Below are 17551 nucleotides of genomic sequence, written 5' to 3' on the forward strand. Positions count from 1 at the left end.
CCATCCAGTACCCTTCACCTACGGAGTGCCTTCCGCTGGGAGATCTTGAGTCGTCGCAAACCCAAGTTTCCCCTAGTGGACAGGCACTCCTCTGCATCTACCAGTCGGCGGACCCACCGTCCCATGAATGATCCGGGCTAGTGCCCCAAACCCACTGATTAACACGCAGTTGACTAGGCCTGTTGCGAGTTCAACTCCGTCAAATCATCCGGAGAGGTCCAACTCAGGCCAGATTGCGTTCGCAGACTGGCTGGCGATCCGCCGCGCCCAGGTCCACCGCACCCGCGCCGACAACACCGGATCGGCATCAATCACCCGCTGCTGGGGCCGTGCCCGACGCTTCCAGGCCCGGGTATCCGCGGTCACCGGCTTGTACTGCCCAGACCTCAAGGAGGTCCGCCGCCGCTCACGCCAGACCACTGTCCGATCCCGCCCGATCCGTGAGCCCCTGCCCGATCCCGACCGCGATCTGCGCCCGATCCTCAAACGACACCATCCTCCGCGCCACCCACAACACCTCCCGTTGCTACGACGCTATGACACCGCCCCAGGGCGGATCGGGATCTCTCCTCGGCTCAGGCATCGTGGAGATGACGCGAGGTCATCCGTCGGATCGGTACACCGAGGCACGCGGAGGGTCGAGCGTCTTCACACGAGGACGGGCCAAGTGACGGGCTAGCTCTAGGAGCAGGAGCCAAGAGCAAAGACCCGTCCGCCGACCGCGTGCAATCTTCGGCCCCTCGCAGGTAGCGTGACGGCATGGATATCGGGCTCGAAGGACCAGAAGATGCCGAAGCACTAGCCCGCATCCTCCTAATCTGCGAAGACGTCCAAGAACGGTGGGACCGCTTCGTACAGGAGCCGGCCCGGTTGACCAGTAACAATTGCGAACTTACAAACTCGCCTTCTCCTTGCCCGACCCTCCGGTCGACATCCGCCTCTCCATCCACGCCGGTCTGCGAGCAAGCTACGGATATCTCACTCAGATCGCGGCCTTCGTCAAGGACAGAATCCCCACGGCCCCCCTTGTCATCAGCACCCTCGCCCGAACGACGCTGCTGAGCGCAGCTCGAGTGGTTGTCCTACTCGGCCCTGACGGCCCCGAGGAACGGCACGCGAACGGACTCAAGGTCATGCGGCAGGAGGCGACAAGCCTGGGGCGCCTCTACACCGACGCGGAGAGGTAGGGACGCACCTCACCGTCCTGGTCCCGCCTGTGGCCGTGCTCGCCCAACAGCGCGAGCGGATCACCGGCGTCCTTCACGCAGCCAAAGCCCCGGGGGGAGGCGTCCATGCTGAAGCTCATGGCCAACGTTGTCGGGCAGCAGTTGGCCGAAGTCCTGCCCGACCCGGTAGGAATGCTCCGTGAGCACATGCTGTGGATATTCGGCGTCCACAGCGGCATGGCGCACGGCCACGCATGGCCCGATCTCGTGCCAGGGACCGGCTCACTGCCGGGGCACTTCATCTCCGACCTGTTCCTGATCGCCTCCACGGTACAGCTCGCCTTTGACCTTGCATGGCGCCGTACAGAGCCCACAGGCTCGGTGCCGAGCTGAATCGGTCACTCGGGAGCAGCCCACCTACCATTTACTGGGGGAGGCGCCGCCTCTTTCTGGTGCCGGGTCTGGCAGTCGAGAATCCGCGGCAACTCGCCGCACGTGACGATCCCCGGCGGTAACCCGAGACCCGCGAGAGCATCCGCGAGGGGCCCGTGACGACTACCAGTGGCCCTGCAAGCGGTCTTAACCTGATGTTGTCAGTGCATCGCATCGCCGCTGCCACGAGGTCGTGTCATGAACCAGCATCATCACTCCGCCCTCACGATTGGGTCCAGGCGCCGCTGGTGCGGTGGCCGCGGGGCGACCCCCGCGTCACGCACGATCGCCAAGACGGCGGTCCTGCCGATGCCGAACCGACGGGCCGTCTCTCGGCCCGAGTGCCCCTCGCAGTAGTAGTCCACGAGAGATGCGCGTTCCTTGGCACTCAGCCGCCGATCGACCTTGAACGGGACGTAGCAATGACTCGTGAAGGTCTCGTCCCGCGACACGTCGTCCTCCAACCTCGACGTTGAATCCGTCCTGTCGAGGCAGGAGGCCAGGTTTTCCAAGAGGTACCGGTTCTTCCAAGTCGAGAGGACGAGGCCGACCCTCCGAAAAGCTCCTCTGACCAGCGGAAACGTTGGCCAGAGGAGCTCTTTCATGTCCCTCTCCACCGCCCCGCCCGGGCGGCTCACAGGCGGGGCACGGCTCCCGGACGGTACGACTTCCCGGAGGCGCTACGCCGGGAGCCGGGCGTCGATCCAGGCGATCACGTCGGCGATGACCTCGTCCCGGTTCGTCTCGTTGAAGATCTCGTGGCGTGCTCCCGGATAGACGACGGTGGTGACGTCGGTCAGCCCGGAGCGCTCGCGGTAGTCGGCGGCCAGGAAGGCGACCGACGACGCCCCGCCCAGCGGATCGTCCTCGCCGACCGCGATCAGCATCGGCAGGTCCTGCTGCCTCGCCAGGCCCCGGGCGGGCCGGCCGAGCAGGCGGAGCGCTTCGAGCGGGCCGAAGAGCTTCATCAGCGGTGTGTCGGTCGTCAGCGGGTCGGCCAGGAAGGCCTGCGCCACAGCGGGGTCACGGCTGAGCCACTCCAGCCCGGTGGCCCCCGGACGGTCGTACGCGGCGTTCAGATTGCCGCCGTTCATGTGCCGCAGGGTCCGATGCGCGGTGCCGGTGAGCACCACCGCGTCGTAGTCGGCGGCGTGCTCGTCGAGGATCATCTGGGCCATCAGGGATCCCCAGGAGTGGGCCACCAGGACCACCGGGAGATCCGGCTGCTGTCGCCGGATGACCCCGGTGAACTCGTGCACCGACCGGGTGGCGCCCCGGACGCCTCCCGGCCCCAGCCTGCCCAGCCGCCCGAGGTCCCCGTGGTGCTGCTCCAGGCCCGTCCGGCCGTGCCCGCGGTGGTCGTCGGCCCACACGTCGTAACCGGCGGCCGCGAACGCCCGGCCCACGTGCTCGTACCTGCCGGCATGCTCGCCGACCCCGTGGGCGAGCTGGACGACCGCCCTGGGGCGTTCCGGCAGCCAGCGGGTGTACGTGATGCGGACGCCGTCGGAGTCGACGAAGGCATCCTCGACGCGGCGCACCCCCGACTCAGGGTTGCTCTTCTCCATGGCAGCCAACATAGGCCACCGGGCGCCGCGCCTCACCGACGGCCCGGACGCCCTGTCCGATCCGGCACAGATCGCAGCCGGCGTACTGACCTGTCCCGCCACTCTCACGCTACAACCCACCGGGGGGCTTGCCGCAAGACCCCCGGCACAGCGCACAATCGGTGGCTCCACGACCATGAGGACAGGCTCGCCCCGCCCACTCGTGGCACCCCGCCTCGTCACGGTCACCCCACCCGGTCGTGGCGGCCCCGCCCACCTTCCGGTCGCCCCACCACTCGGCGCCCACACCACGCGGAGGGAGCAATTCGGCATGACGCCCGAGCCACCGACACCCGAGCCACCGACGCCCACCTCACCGACATCCGACTCACCGACACCTGAGGCACTGACACCGGGGCCACCGACGTCGGGGCCACCGACGTCGGGGACGACGTTCGACCTTCCTCCGCGCCTGGCCGCCAAGGCCGACCCGGATCTCATCGGCCAGGACGAAGCGCATTTCGCCCTGGTCTCCAGGGCCCTCCGGCAGCATGTCACCGCCCTGTCGGGCCGGTTGGATGCGCTGCGCCGCTCCCCCGGTGGCCGCGGGCCGCAGGCGCTGGAGCGTGACCTGGAGATCCATCGGCTGTCGGCCCGGCTGCGGGTGCTGCAGCGGTTCGGCCCGGACGTGTGCCTGGGCCGGATGGTCGCCGCCGACGTTCCCGCACCGGTGTACGTGGGCCGACTCGGCCTGGTCGACCCGGACGGGGTCCAGCTGTTGGTCGACTGGCGGGCCCCGGCGGCCGAGCCGTACTTCGCGGCGACGCACGGCGCCCCGATGGGGTTGGTGAGCCGTCGTCGGTACCGCTGGCACCGCGGACGCGTCGTCGACTACTGGGACGAGGTGTTCTCCCTCGAGGGAGTCGAGGGCCTCAAGGGGCGCGCCGCGCTGGACGACCAGTCGGCCTTCATCGCCGAGCTGTGCGCCGCGCGTACGCCACGGATGCGGGACGTGCTGGCCACGATCCAGGCCGATCAGGACGCCGTCATCCGTGCCGGCTCGCACGGCGCTCTGGTCGTCGAGGGTGGCCCGGGCACCGGCAAGACGGTCGTCGCGTTGCACCGTGCGGCGTACCTGCTCCACGCCGACCCCAGACTGGCCGGACATCGCGGCGGGGTGCTGTTCGTCGGCCCGCACCAGGCCTACCTCGACTACGTGGCGGACGTCCTGCCGGACCTGGGCGAGGACGGTGTGGTGACCTGCCTGCTGCGTGAGCTGGTGCCGGAGGGCGCCACGGCCGGCGTGGAGGCCGACCCCGAGGTCGCCCGGCTGAAGTCGGCCGCCGCCATGGTGTCGGTGGTCGAGCCTGCGGTCGCCCTGTACGAGGAGCCGCCGGCCGAGGGGATGACGGTCGAGACCGACGGGTCGGACATCCGGCTGAGTGCGGACGACTGGGCCGAGGCGTTCGCAACGCCGGATCCGGGGACCCCGCACAACGAGGCCCGCGACGAGGTGTGGGACGCGCTGGTGGAGATCCTGGTCGACAACAGCGAGGACGCGGACGTGCCCCGGGCGGAGCTGCGACGCTCGGTACAGCAGCACGAGGACCTGCGCGACACCTTCCGCCGGGCGTGGCCGATCCTCCGGCCGACCGACCTCGTCTCCGACCTGTGGGCGGTGCCCGCCTACCTGCGCCACTGCGCCCCCTGGCTCGGCCCTGAGCAGCGTCGGCTGCTCCGCCGCCCCGAGGGCTCCCCGTGGACGGTGTCCGACCTGCCCCTGCTGGACGCCATGCGGCAGCGTCTGGGCGACCCGGATGCCTCGGCCCAGCGGCGTCGGCGGGAAGCGGCCGTCGCGGAGGAACGCCGCTACCGCGCGGACCTGGCCGACTACCTGATGACGCACGACGACACGGAGATGCAGGTGATGTCGATGCTGCGCGGCGAGGATCTGCAGCAGGCGCTGGTCGACGAGGCCGAGCTGCCGGACGTCGTTGTCCCCACCTCCGTCCGCCGCAGCGGCGTCCCCGTACGCCACGGATCCACCGCCGAGCGGGACGGGATCCTGCGCGACTGGTTGGCCGGACACCCCGAGGGCATCGCCTGCGTCGTCGGCGACCCCACCGTCACCGGCACCGACCGGGTCCGGTCCCTGCCCGCCGAGGAAGTCAAGGGCCTCGAGTACGACCTGGTCGTCCTCGTCGATCCCGAGCGCTGGGGCACCGGGATCGAGGGTGCCGTCGACCGCTACGTGGCGATGACGCGCTCCACCCGGGCGCTCGTCATCCTCACCGCTCCCCCGGGGCCCGGCGCCCGGCCGGACGACGCCAGGACCCCGCCACGACCAGACCGAGCACGATGAGCACCGCCACGATGGCGGCCACCACCGCGGTGACGGTGGCCCAGGTGGCGAGGCCGGAGAAGATCCTGGCGTAGAGGACCCCGAGCACCTCGGCGGGCATCGTCGAGGCGGGCACCCTGGCCAGCAGCACCTGGCGGATCACCGGAACGGCCACCAGGACCAGGCCCGATCCGGCCGCCACGCCGGCGGCGGCCACCGCCAGGGTGCGGATCCGCCGGCGGGCCAGGACGACGCCGGCCAGGAGCAGCACGGCGGCCGGCACCGGCGCCCAGGACCCGATCCTCAGCATGTGCAGGATCGTCCGCAGCCGGGACAGGTCCGATCCCGGGGCGACGACGACGGTCACCTCGGGCACCGGGACGGACCTGGCCAGCGGGACACCCCGCTGCGCGACCTGCTCCAGCGCGGCCTGACCGAGCGGAGCGAGACGTACGCCGATCCCCTGCTGGGTGACCGTCAGCGTGGCCTGCGGATCGCCGTTCAGCGCCGCGACGAGCTCGCGGTGGGAGAAGCCGAGCGCCTGCGACCAGAGGCCGGGAAAGCTGTCGGAGTCGACGATCCGGGCGGTGGCGGCGTGGACGGTCGAGCGGGCCGCGTCGGTGAGGGAGGGCCCGAGCGACTGCAGCGCCGAGCCCGCGGCCCCCGGCACCACCCCGGCCAGGCCACCGAACGCCCGGTCGAGCACCCCGGCCACGTCGAACTCGCGCATCACGGCGTCGGTCGTGAGGTCGGTGGCGTACGCCTTGACCGCGGGGTCACTCGCCAGTGGCGCCAGGGTCGCCACGACGACGTCGGTGTCGGTGAGCAGCACCCGGCCCCAGTTCGCGACCAGGCCGAGTGGGACGAGCAGGGAGCCGACGAGCAGCAGGACGACAACCATCGCCGACCGGCCCCGGCCCGCAGTGCGCCCGCCGACAGCGGCCCGGCCGGGACGGCCCGGCTCGTCACCCTGGCCGGCGGTACTCCCGGCGGCACCCTGGCCCGCAGCGGTCCCAGCGGTACCCCGGCCGGGACGGCCCGGCCGGTCGCCTGGCATGGTCATCGGTCCCCCTCCTCCGACGGCTCCCGTCGTCGTTCAGCTCCGCTCGGCGCCCTCGGACTCCTGTGCGCGTACGCTGACCTGCTGCGTCCACCGGTAGAGGCCGAGCACCAGCGCCGCGAAGACGATGATGCCGAGCCAGTCGGCGCCGGTGGCGAAGCTCTCCGGGACGAAGGCGAGCGGCGAGTCGTTCCCGGTCGCCGCCACGATGCCGGCGAACACGACACCGAACAGGCTCTCCCCCACGATCAGGCCGGTGGCCAGCAGCACGCCGAGACGCTGGGCACGTTCGGGCTTGGCGGTCCGGACGGCCCAGCGGTCGTACAGTCGGCCGAGGACCGCACCCACCGGGATCATCAGGGTCAGGGCGATCGGCAGGTACATGCCCATCCCGACCGCCAGCGGGGGCAGGTGCAGGCGCTCGGTGGTGCGGCCGAGGATCTCGTCGATGACGATGACCACGGCGCCGACGACGGCACCGATGCCGAGCAGGCCCCAGTCGAGGGACCCGCCGAAGACGCCCTGGGCAAGGGATGAGATCAGCGAGGCCTGCGGGGCCGCCAGGGCGTTGGGGCCGGCGCCGGGGGCCCCGGCGAAGCCGAACCCGGTCTGCATCAGCTGCAGCACCGGCGGGATGATCAGCGAGCCGAAGACGACGCCGATGATCAGCGCCACCTGCTGCTTCCACGGCGTGGAGCCGACCAGCTGACCGGTCTTGAGGTCCTGCAGGTTGTCGTTCGAGATCGTCGCCACGCCGAAGACCACGGCCGCGGTGAACAGGGCGTACGCGACCAGCGCCGGCACCTGGGACTGGTCGGTGCTCCCGTGCACGGCCCGGATGAGCAGCGCCACGGTGAGGATGATCAGGATGCCGACACCCGAGATCGGGCTGTTCGAGGAACCGATCAGGCCGGCCATGTAGCCACAGACCGAGGCCACCGCGAGGCCGACCAGCAGCACGTAGATGATGCTGACGACGACCAGGCCGCCCGCGTGGGCGGCCAGCGGGGTGTCGCGGACGAACAGCCACAGCATCAGGCCGATCGGGACCATCGAGGCCAGGGTGACGCCGGCCACCACGGTGATCGGCAGGTCGCGCTCGGTGCGCGGCAGGCCCTCGCCGCTGCGGCGCGTCTTCATCACCCCGATCGCCTCGGCGATGCCGCGGAAGATCGGGCCGGTGATCTTCAGCAGCGTCCAGATCGCGGCGACCGCGATGGTGCCGGCGCCGATGAACCGGACGTCGTGGGAGAACGCGTGCTGGACGGCCGAGGCGAAGCCACCGGCCGCGGGCAGCGCCCCGGCGGTGAACACCGGCAGCAGGACGCCGTACGCGATCAGCACGCCGACGACCATCGCGATGCCGACGGTGAGGCCGACCAGGTGGCCGACACCGATCAGGGCGAGCGACAGGCTGGCGCCGACCATCGTGCCGCCGGAACCGACCCGGAAGGCGGTCGTCAGGTCGTTGGCCACCGCCTTGAACGCGGCGAGCAGGGAGAAGGCGGCGGCGCTGAGACCGCCGACGGTGATCACCCGCAGGCCCCGCTTGTTCTCCTCGGCGCCCTCGCTGGTGTCGCCGACGCGCAGCACCTCGGCGCCCGCGACGCCCTCCGGGTACGGGAGGTCGGAGCCGGTGACCAGCGCGCGGCGCAGCGGGATCGAGTACATCACGCCGAGGATGCCGCCCAGCGCACACAGGGCCGCCGTCGTCCAGTACGGGAAGCCGCTCCACCAGCCGACGATGATCAGCCCGGGCAGGACGAAGATGATGGCCGACAGCGTGCCCGCGGCGGAGGCGATCGTCTGGACGATGTTGTTCTCGCGGACCGAGTGGTCACGGAAGTAGCGCAGGATCGCCATCGAGATGACGGCCGCCGGGATCGACGTGGCGAACGTCAGGCCCACCTTGAGGCCGAGGTAGACGTTCGCGGCGGTGAACACCAGCGTGATGAGACCGCCGATGACGATCCCTCGCACGGTCAGTTCCCGTACGGATGTCTCCGGCGAGGATGTTGTTGTGGACAAGGGCACACCTGCACTTTCGTGGATGACGAGACGATCGGCCCCGATGTCATCGGCGCACAGCTCGCGGTGTGATCGGAAACGGTCGGACGCAACCGTCCCTGCCCAGAGGTGAGCCCCATCCCACCCCCCGCCGACGGTCGGATGGACCCGGCGAGGTGGAGGACCGGCACCGGGCCGCCTCCGGCGGAGGCACACCCGGGGCCGCGGCGCTTCCCGTGTTCGGGCACGACTCCGTCGCCATCACGATACCGCCACCCGGGTAGCGGTCGGACCGACCGGACACGGGCGTCCTCGGGTCGCCCCTCAGCGGTGGTGGAAGACCGCCTCGCGCTTCTCGACGAAGGCGGCCATGCCCTCCTTCTGGTCCGCCGAGGCGAAGGCGGAGTCGAAGAGGCGCCGCTCGTGCCGGACGCCCTGCCCGAGGGTGGTCTCGAAGGCGGCGTTCACCGCTTCCTTCGCCAGCCGGGTGGCCACCCGCGACTTCGACGCGATGGCGGTGGCCACTTCGAGGGCCACCTCGAGCAGGTGGTCGGCCGGCACGACGCGGCTGACCAGCCCGCCGCGTTCGGCCTCGGCCGCATCCATCATCCGGCCGGTGAGCACCATGTCCATCGCCTTGGCCTTGCCGACGGCGCGGGTGAGGCGCTGCGAGCCGCCCATGCCCGGCAGGACACCGAGGTTGATCTCCGGCTGGCCGAACTTCGCGGTGTCGGCGGCGATGATCGTGTCGCACATCATCGCCAGCTCACAGCCGCCGCCCAGAGCGTAGCCGGCGACGGCCGCCACGACAGGTGTCCGCACCCGGGTGAGCTCCTCCCACTCGCCGAACCAGTCCGCCAGGAACATCTCGGTCGCGGAGCGCTCGGCCATCTCCTTGATGTCGGCGCCGGCGGCGAAGGCCCGCTCCGACCCGGTCAGGACGATGCAGCCGATCCCCTCGTCGGCGTCGAACGCGCGGGCGGCGGCGACCACCTCGTGCATCAGCGTGGAGTTGAGCGCGTTCAGCGCCTTGGGCCGGTTCAGGGTGATGAGGCCGACCCGGCCCCGGGTCTCGAGGAGGATGGTCTCGGGTGCGGTCATGGGGGTGCTCACTTCCTGACGAGGACTGCTGACCCTCCGATCCTGCCGCACCGGGGGCCGGACCCACCGGCGATCGCCGCCCGAACGGGACGCTCGACCGCTCGGGCCGACTGCCCGGGCCCCGCTCGGGCCGACTGCCCGGGGCCCGCTCGGGCCGACTGGGCGGTCGCCGGCTCGGTGTCTCGGCGCAGCTCAGTCGATACCCGGCGGGGGCTCAGTCGATCGCGAACTCGTACAGTCGCACCTCGCCGTCGCGGTCCGGGTTGCGGTTGACGTAGACGATCGAGCCGACGTAGTCCTCGAACGCGGCCGCCTTGTCCCGTGGGGCGCCGATGACCAGCTGGAAGCCGAGGCTCTGCAGGGCGTGCAGGGCGCGGCCGGTGTACTCGGAGTCAGCCTTGACGAAGCCCTCGTCGAGCACAATCGGGGCGAACCGCGGCGCCTGGTCGGTGCCGTCACCCAGCTGGTAGCGCAGCGCGGCACCGAGGATGAAGGCGATCAGCTCCTGGCCCTCGCCGCCGGACTTGCCGGAGACACCGTCGTGGACGATCGGCTCACCACCGGGGCGGTGTTCGACGGCCCGGAACTCGACGTGCTCACGCGCGTCGAAGACGCGGCGGCGCCAGGCCTCGGCGGTGGTCGACTGCTCGTCGAGCCGAGCCAGGTCGCGCCGCATCGCGACGAACATCCGCTCGGTCAGCTCCTCGTCGATCCCGTCCGTCCCGACCGCGGTGTAGCGGGTGATCGTCGCCCGGAAGTCGTCGAGATCGGCGGTGGCGATCGGGCGGTCCTCGATCTGCAGCCGCGAGCCGTCGCGGAACTCGACCCCGGACAGGGCCCGGTTGACCGGCAGCAGGCCGTCGCGGATGGAGCGGCGGTCCTCCTCGATCTGCACCAGCAGGGTCCGCAGGCTGCGCTGCATGTCCTCGCGGGTCTTCGCGAGCCACTCGGCGCGGGCCCGCGGCAGGTCGTCCGACTCGAGGTCGGCGAGGATCGCCTCGACCGCGGACAGCGACGCGATCGTCTCGTCGATCTCGGCGCGCGGGTCGACCCGCAGGTACTCGCGGAAGATGCCGACCAGGGCCGTCTCGGCGAGCTCGACGGCGCCGGTGTGCTCGTGCGCGAGAGCGCGGAGCCGTTCGGCGGCGATACCCAGGGTGTCGCGGGCCCCGGCGGCGTCGGCCGGCTCGGGAAAGCCGAGGCGACCCAGCGTCGTACGGTCCTGCTCGGTCAGCGTCCCGCGTGACGCGACGTCGGACATCTCGTCCTGCAGGTCGACCAGCGCGCCCCACTCCTCGTCCAGCCCGGCGCGCTGCTCGCGGGCCCTGGCGGCGGCGGTGGTGTGGGAGACGTAGCGGTCGCGGGCGGCGGCCCGTTCGGCCTTGAGCGAGTCGAGGGTGCGGTGGCCCTGGGTGAACTTCCCCAGCAGCTCGGCGGCATGTGCCTCGGCGGCCCGGGCCGAGGCGACGTCGATCGACGCCCAGGTCTGCTCGGACAGCCAGCGCAGTTCGCCGGCCACGTCGATGCCGTCGCGGCGGCGCCGGTCGAGGTCCTCCAGCTCGGCGTCGTAGCGGCCGATGGTCGCCCGCAGCGCCTCGGCCCGCTCCTCCAGCGCGGCGACGGTCGCCGCATTGTCCAGGCCCAGCCAGGACGGCAGTCTGCGGTCGTCCTTGATCACTCTGCCCTGCGCCGCGGTCCGCATGCCGGCGAGGGTGACCGCCCCGGTGTAGCCGGCGCGGCGCGGGGCGTCGAGGCCGGCGGCGTCCGCCACGCAGAGCACCGAGTAGCCGGCGACCAGGTGGTCGAGCAGCCATTCGGCGTACGGCCCGGACTCCTCCATCCGCAGCTTGTCCGGCACCGAGTCGGGCAGCACGACGGGGGCGGCGTTGTGCGCCGGGCGGGCCGGCACGAGGACGACCCGGCCACGCATCCGGTGGTCGTTGACGTAGCCGGTGACGGTGCGCCAGTCCTCCGGCGCGACGATGATGTTCTGCGCCAGCTGGCCGATCACCCGGTCGACGGCGGTGGCCCACCGGCGTTCCTCGGGCTTCACCTCGAGCAGCTCACCGACGTACGGCAGCCGGGCCGGGTCGAGGCCGCAGGCGTCGGCGATCTCGCGGCGGGTCCGGTCGGCCTCGGCAGGCACATTGGACCGGCGCCGCTTCAGCGAGGCGATCTCCTCCTTGACCGACCGCAGCTCGTCGCGGGTCCGGCCCCGGGCGGAGGCGGCCTCGTACGAGGCGCTCTTCCACTCGGCGTCCTGGTCGGGCAGGCCGCGCAACCGCTCGTGGATGGACTGGACCAGAGCGGCGAAGGCCGGCTCGTCGGCCGGCTCCGCGAAGCCCTGCCACTGGGCCCGGTCCACGTACGCCTGGCGGGCCGCGGTGCGCTCGGCGAGCTGGGTCGCGGCCTGCTGCCGGCGCCGGACCAGGTCCTCGGAGTCCCCGCCGCCCTTGGCGTAGTAGCGCTGGGTGAGCGCCTCCTCCTCGTCGCGGGCGGCGATCGCCTCGGCGTCGTGCCCCTTGGCGATGGCGCCCAGCTCGGTCGCGCGGGTGCGGTTCTTGTCGATCCGGGCGGCCGCCCAGTCGAGCAGGTGTTCGGCGTTCCACAGCTCGAGCGGGCTGGGCCGGTCGTCCTCCGCGGCCTCCGCTGCGGCCGATCCGGCGGGCCCAGAGCTGGTTACGGACGCGGCGGGGCCGGAGCCGGCGGCCGGGCCGAGCAGCCGCCACTCGGTGGCGGAGTCGGCGAGCGCGGTGCGATAGCGCTCGGCCAGCTCGGGGACGTCCTTCAGCACCTCGTAGCGGGTCCGGGCATCCTCGAAGACGTCGTAGAGCTGGGCGGCCTCGCGGTAGGTGACCAGCGCGGTCTCCCAGCGCTCCAGCGCCAGCGGCCGGTCGAGGACGAAGTCCTTGAACAGCGCGTTGATCGAGAAGATGCCCTTGGACGCCTGCGCGTTGCGGAGCAGCTCGAGGGCACGGCGGGAGGACTCGTCGCTGCGACCGATGCCGAGCAGCCGGCACATCTCCTTCTCGAACTCCGGCTGGGACGCGGTGACCAGGTCCCGATTGGGGTTGAGCAGCCGCTTGAGGGCGTTGGTGTCCAGCGGCCAGGTCCGGGTGCCGCGCAGCGGCTGGTCGATCGCCTCGTTGAGCCGGGACAGGTCGAACAGGCCGCGCACCAGCAGGTAGCGGGTGGTGCTGTTGAGGTCGGAGTTGGCCGCGGCGTCCGCCCCGACCCACACCACCCGGGCGCTGGTGATGTGCTCGTCGAAGCGGTTGGTCCAGGTGATCGCGGCGGCTGACGGGAACGGCCGCTCGCCCGGCGGGCGCAGGTAGTGGGTGCGGGTGGTCCGTCCGTCGGCGGCCAGCACGTCGTCGATCTTGCCGCGGGCGTACGAATAGACCGTACGTTCCGAGCGCTTGCCGCCGTCGTCGCGGGCGGCCCGGTTGAACGAGGGCGGGTTGGGCATCATCACCGCCGACATCGCGTCGAGGATCGTCGACTTGCCCATGCCGGTCGGGCCCAGGATCGCGGTGCCGTCGGGGCGTACGTGCATGACGTGGTGACCGCCGTAGCCGCCCCAGTTGACCACCTGGACCACACTGATCCGCCACTGGTCCTCGCCGTCGCTGAGCAGCATCTCGTCCGGCACGGTCCCGTCGAGCCTTGTCCCGTCGAGCAGGGTCTGGTCGGTCACGGGGTCCTCGCTCATGCGTCCTCTCCGTCCGTGGGCTCGCCGGTCCCGGCCGCGGCGTCATCTGCGGCCGGCCCGGCAGCTGCCGCGGCCCCCGGCGTCCCGCCGCGAGCAAGGGTCTGCAACTGGTCGCGGATCGCCGCCAGCCGGTCCGGGGTGACCAGCGCCACGACGGCCGGGGAGACGATCCAGGTGTCGGGGACGTCCGGGTCGGGGCGCAGCAGGCCGAGCCGCTCCACACCGCGCAGGGCGGTCTCGACGTCGCGCTGGAAGCCGGCCTCGTCGGTGTCACTGGGGTCACGGAACCGGGCCAGGAAGTCGGTCGCCTCCCCCAGCGTGATCGCCAGCGCCGCGTCGGCGGCGTCGGTGAAGGCGTGCAGCTGGCGCAGGTGCACCAGCAGCAGGGTGGCGTCCTTGCCCAGCGGCTTCTCCCGGCGCAACACGATCGGGGCGTCCGGGTCGTCGACCTGACGCTTGAAGGCGACCTGGTGGTCGTGGTCGATGACCAGCTCGAGGAACATGTCCGCCAGCCGGGCGCGGATCCGCGGCTCGTGGTCGACCAGCCCCTCCCAGGCGGCGGCGTTCCCACTGCGGGTGATGAAGCGGGAGGTGAGCAGGGTCGCCAGCGTCCGACGGGCCTGGTCCGGCAGCACCTCAGGGTCAGCAGCAGTGCCGAACGCGTCCTCGGCCAATGCCTCGGCACGAGAACCGAACGCGTCCTCGGCCGGCGCCGCTGAGCGGCTGGCGACAGCATCGGCCGGGGCCTCGGGGTGGGAGCCGAAGGCGTCCTCGTACGGGTCAGTCATTGTCACCGTCCTTGATCGGGAGTGGTCCGTCGAAATGCACCAGCGGCACCAGGACCGTACGGGTCCGGCCGCCGGGGGTGACCAGGGTGACGCTCTCGGTCGCGCCGAGCTCGACCCGGCCGTGCGCCAGCCCCAGATCGAGCATGCCGAGCAGCACGACCAGGCGTCGGCACGCCTCCGGGGTGGCGGCGAACACCTGCGCGCCGGTGGTCGGGCCGGTGGCGAGCAGGTCGTTGACCGTGGCCGCGACCGCGCGGGTCGAGGTACCGGCCTGGATCATCATCAGCTCTCGGTCCTCGGGCAGCATCGTGCTCGGGCGGAGCGCCTCCAGCGGCTCGGCCCTCACGTCCTGGCTCGGCTGCCAGAGTGCGGCCTGGGACATGTCGCGGACGTCGAGGGTGCCGACCCCGAGCACGTCCTCGACCATCGCCCGACCGGGGCGCCGGCTCAGGTCGTCGCCGGCTTCGAGCACCTGGTCGACGAGGGCGAGCAGCCGCTGGTGGCGCCCGCCGGAGGAGCGGGTGAGGAAGCGGCGCAGCGAGGCGGTCCACCGGGTGTAGGCGGCCTCCACCTCGTGCTCCTCCTCGAGCAGGGTGGACATCAGGGTGCGCAGCGAGGCACGGTCGGCGTCGCCGAGCGTCGTCGCGGCGAACTCCTGGTCGAGGATCAGGTCGATGTCGCTGCGCAGCGCCTCCGCCTCCCGCGAGACCAGCAGGTCGGAGAATCCGCGGTAGGCCCGTCCCTCGGGGGTCCGGGCGAGCAGGTCGTGCTCGTGCAGGTACTCCTCGACCGCCGCGCCCTTCGGGGTGCCGGCCCCGGAGATGCCGGCGGCGACGGCGTGGTGGCGGCGCTCGATCATCGTGGACAGCTGCCGGAAGTCGGCCGGCAGGGAGGAGAGCAGGCGACGCACCTCGTCGAACTGGCGGCGCATCTCCTCGTCGGTGGCGGGGCGTACGTCGCCGGCCCGCAGCGCCTCGCGACGTTCCTCGAGCTCGGTGATCCGGGCATCGATCCGGGCGATGTGGGCATCGATGTCGGGACTGGCCATGTCCGCCAGGCGGCGTACGGCATCGGAGATGGACCCGAGCCGGGAGTCGGAGACGGTGCTCGACTCCCCGGAGGTGTCGCGGACGATCCGCAGCGCCCGCAGGGCGTTGTCGGACAGCTCGTAGAGCAGCCGCCCGTCCTCCGGGTCGCGGCTGCGGACCAGCCAGTGGTCCTGCTCGACCCACTTGCGACAGTGTTCGGCCGGGGTCGGGCTGTCCGGCAGGCCGAGCGCCTGGAGCGCCTCCGCGACCCGCCGATGGAACCATGCCGCGGACACCGGCCCCTGGGCGGGCTCGAGATGCTCCGAGAACAGTGGCAGCACCCACCACGCGGAGTGGGCCGACAGCAGCTTCAGCGTCGGGCTGTCGAGTGCGCCACGGACCCGGTCCGGGTCGAGCGGTTCATCGGTCACGTGCCCTCGGTTCGTACGACTGTTCCTGCGACAGGCCATTCTTTCAGGCCATCGGCCCGGACCGAAATCCGCAGCCGGCCCGGACCGTGATCCCCAGCCGTTGCGTCGTGTCGCGGTCATCCCGCCGGGAGCCGCAGTCGGCCCAAGCCGGCCCGTGCCGGCCCAAGCCCAGCCCGTGCCAGCCCAAGCCGGTCCCGCGCTGGCCGACGCTGGTCCGAGGCCGGCCCGGCGCCGGGTGCAGCCGGCCCGAGGCTGGCCCGCCGGGCCGTACGCTGGGAGGCATCGCCGTCCGTCTCCGTCCGCTTGGGGTCCGCCACAGTGTTCCGCCTGCCCGTCCGGATCCTGGCCGTGGGATCCGGTCTCCTCGCCGCCGGGTCGTTGGCGTTCGCGTACGTCACCAATCCGTTCTCGCGGTTCACCATCGTGCGCAGCACCTACACCGCGCGGTTCACCGACGGACGGCTGGAGACGAGCGACCACAACGACGCCCTGGTGCTGCGCCAGCATCCGCTGTGGCGGGCGCTGGCCTACTACTCGTGCGGCGTGAACGTGCTGGCGACGCGCTACCTGACCAGCCCGCGGTCGGGCGCCGACACCGTCGACGGAGTGATCCGCGACATCCACGCGCTGCGGTACGACCCCGAGCGGTTGCTGCTGATCTCCGGTGACCAGTTCAGCGCGCTGTTCGTCCGCAACCTCGGCGTCTTCTACTACCCCATGCTGGACCGCGCGGTGCCGGACGACGAGGCCGACTGGCAGGCGCGTCAGCTGGTCTACCTGCAGACCGTGGGCTATGCGCTGGGGGTGTTCGCCCGGCAGCCGGAACTGACCACGACGATCGTGGCGACCGGCCCGCGGTCGGCGACCTGCGTGAACATCTACGCCTACCCCTCCGACGCCCTGCACGGGATGCTCTACGCCCTCGCCGCGCTGGCCGGGCTGGAGCCGGCCCGGCCGGTGGCGTACGGCCCCGACCGGCACGACCTGGCCACCACGGAGGCGGCCGCCGACCTGGTCGACCGCTACGGTGACGCGCTGGCCCGCCACTTCGCGCACTATCGGGCGACGGTGCTCGACCCGGCGACCGGGCTGATCCGCACCGACCTGCCGCTGTCCGGGGCCAAGGACATCACCCGGCGCTCGTCGGCGTTCTACGACAACGTGATCCTGTGGAAGACCACCCAGCTCGCCGGCCGGCTCGGGCTGATCCCACTCGACCGGGCGGCGCTCGACGATCTCGACGCGCTCAAGCAACGGATCCTGGCGACCTTCTGGCTGCCCGAAGCGGGGCACTTCCTCGAGGACCTGTCGCCGGAGGGGGTGCGGGCCGGCTACTACTCCTCGGACTGGCTGAGCGTGCTGGCCACCGGCTTCCTCGACCCGGCCGATCCGGCCGAACGCGACTACTTCGTCCGCTCGGTGGAGCACATCCGGGCGACCGGGGTCGCCGAACCGTTCGCGGTGAAGTACCACGTCGACACCCGGGCCCACCGGCAGTACCCGGTGGTCCGGCTGGCCGTCGCGTCGTACGGCGGCGACGCGATCTGGAGCTTCTGGGGCATGGAGTACATCAAGGTCCTCCTGCTGCTGCACCGGGCCACCGACGAGGCGGGCTACCTCGCGGAGGCGCGGCACCACCTCGAGGCGTACGCCGCCGCGATGGTCCGCGACGGTGGCTTCCCCGAGGTGTACGACGGCCGCGGTCGGATGCTCACCACTCCCCTGTACCGCAGCATCCGCCAGACCGGCTGGGTGATCGGCTTCGAGCAGGCCCGGGAGATGTATCGCGCGGCCACCGGCAGCGGTACGGGCGTCGGCGGCACCGCTGCCGGGTGAGCCGGGTCCGGGCCGACCCGCCTCCCCGGCGTGCCTGACGTAGCTCCGGACCGCGAAGGACCGGCCGTGACCGCGATGGTCACGGCCGGTCCATCGGCTCGG

The 17551-nt window shown here is 71.8% G+C and carries 11 protein-coding genes; 3 read left to right on the forward strand and 8 right to left on the reverse strand.

The annotated features are described in order from the left end of the window. The first annotated feature begins 1292 nt into the window (after positions 1-1292). Positions 1293-1559 carry a hypothetical protein gene (locus VB059_RS11615; RefSeq protein ID WP_323422189.1) on the forward strand — a complete coding sequence of 89 codons (267 nt, stop codon included), beginning with the start codon at positions 1293-1295 and terminating at the stop codon, positions 1557-1559. Positions 1560-1810: 251 nt separating this feature from the next. On the opposite strand, the gene VB059_RS11620 is transcribed toward VB059_RS11615, so the two are convergent. Further along, positions 1811-2203: a hypothetical protein gene (locus tag VB059_RS11620; protein ID WP_323422190.1), complete on the reverse strand. Its 393-nt coding sequence runs from the start codon at positions 2201-2203 to the stop codon at positions 1811-1813. 75 nt (positions 2204-2278) lie between these two features. Further along, on the reverse strand, positions 2279-3166 hold the full coding sequence (locus VB059_RS11625; RefSeq protein WP_323422191.1) for an alpha/beta hydrolase: 888 nt from the start codon (positions 3164-3166) through the stop codon (positions 2279-2281). A gap of 310 nt (positions 3167-3476) precedes the next feature. Here VB059_RS11625 and helR point away from each other — a divergent pair, with 310 nt between their 5' ends. Further along, positions 3477-5507 (forward strand): RNA polymerase recycling motor ATPase HelR, encoded by a 2031-nt coding sequence (gene helR / locus VB059_RS11630; RefSeq protein ID WP_323422192.1) that lies wholly within the window; start codon positions 3477-3479, stop codon positions 5505-5507. On the opposite strand, the gene VB059_RS11635 is transcribed toward helR, so the two are convergent. The 6 genes from VB059_RS11635 to VB059_RS11660 form a co-directional block, all read right to left on the reverse strand. Beyond that, positions 5434-6549, reverse strand: coding sequence for a hypothetical protein (locus VB059_RS11635; protein WP_323422193.1), 1116 nt, complete (start codon positions 6547-6549; stop codon positions 5434-5436). The genes helR and VB059_RS11635 overlap by 74 nt on opposite strands. Positions 6550-6582: 33 nt before the next feature. Next, complete coding sequence (locus VB059_RS11640) at positions 6583-8580, reverse strand: OPT family oligopeptide transporter (RefSeq protein ID WP_323422194.1); 1998 nt, start codon at positions 8578-8580, stop codon at positions 6583-6585. A 297-nt stretch (positions 8581-8877) separates the two neighbouring features. Next, a complete protein-coding gene (locus tag VB059_RS11645) occupies positions 8878-9654 on the reverse strand; it encodes an enoyl-CoA hydratase (RefSeq protein WP_323422195.1) in 777 nt (258 codons plus the stop codon). A 214-nt stretch (positions 9655-9868) separates the two neighbouring features. Next, on the reverse strand, positions 9869-13366 hold the full coding sequence (locus VB059_RS11650) for an ATP-binding protein (RefSeq protein WP_323422196.1): 3498 nt from the start codon (positions 13364-13366) through the stop codon (positions 9869-9871). Continuing rightward, positions 13363-14154 (reverse strand): DUF4194 domain-containing protein, encoded by a 792-nt coding sequence (locus tag VB059_RS11655; protein WP_323422197.1) that lies wholly within the window; start codon positions 14152-14154, stop codon positions 13363-13365. Before VB059_RS11655 ends, VB059_RS11650 begins: the two co-directional genes overlap by 4 nt. Continuing rightward, the gene (locus VB059_RS11660; RefSeq protein ID WP_323422198.1) at positions 14147-15613 is read right to left on the reverse strand and encodes a DUF3375 family protein; all 1467 of its coding nucleotides are present in this window, start codon (positions 15611-15613) and stop codon (positions 14147-14149) included. Before VB059_RS11660 ends, VB059_RS11655 begins: the two co-directional genes overlap by 8 nt. A gap of 318 nt (positions 15614-15931) precedes the next feature. Here VB059_RS11660 and VB059_RS11665 point away from each other — a divergent pair, with 318 nt between their 5' ends. After that, positions 15932-17449 carry a hypothetical protein gene (locus VB059_RS11665; protein ID WP_323422199.1) on the forward strand — a complete coding sequence of 506 codons (1518 nt, stop codon included), beginning with the start codon at positions 15932-15934 and terminating at the stop codon, positions 17447-17449. Positions 17450-17551: the final 102 nt, after the last annotated feature.

This window comes from Raineyella sp., from assembly GCF_034933565.1.
Taxonomy (GTDB): domain Bacteria; phylum Actinomycetota; class Actinomycetes; order Propionibacteriales; family Propionibacteriaceae; genus Raineyella.

What these genes read in the sequence shown, in the direction of transcription:
- helR (WP_323422192.1), top strand. Translation starts at nt 3,477, where the DNA reads ATGACGCCCGAGCCACCGACACCCGAGCCACCGACGCCCACCTCACCG.
- VB059_RS11615 (WP_323422189.1), top strand. Translation starts at nt 1,293, where the DNA reads ATGCTGAAGCTCATGGCCAACGTTGTCGGGCAGCAGTTGGCCGAAGTC.
- VB059_RS11655 (WP_323422197.1), bottom strand. Translation starts at nt 14,154, where the DNA reads ATGACTGACCCGTACGAGGACGCCTTCGGCTCCCACCCCGAGGCCCCG.
- VB059_RS11645 (WP_323422195.1), bottom strand. Translation starts at nt 9,654, where the DNA reads ATGACCGCACCCGAGACCATCCTCCTCGAGACCCGGGGCCGGGTCGGC.
- VB059_RS11650 (WP_323422196.1), bottom strand. Translation starts at nt 13,366, where the DNA reads ATGAGCGAGGACCCCGTGACCGACCAGACCCTGCTCGACGGGACAAGG.
- VB059_RS11625 (WP_323422191.1), bottom strand. Translation starts at nt 3,166, where the DNA reads ATGGAGAAGAGCAACCCTGAGTCGGGGGTGCGCCGCGTCGAGGATGCC.
- VB059_RS11635 (WP_323422193.1), bottom strand. Translation starts at nt 6,549, where the DNA reads ATGACCATGCCAGGCGACCGGCCGGGCCGTCCCGGCCGGGGTACCGCT.
- VB059_RS11620 (WP_323422190.1), bottom strand. Translation starts at nt 2,203, where the DNA reads ATGAAAGAGCTCCTCTGGCCAACGTTTCCGCTGGTCAGAGGAGCTTTT.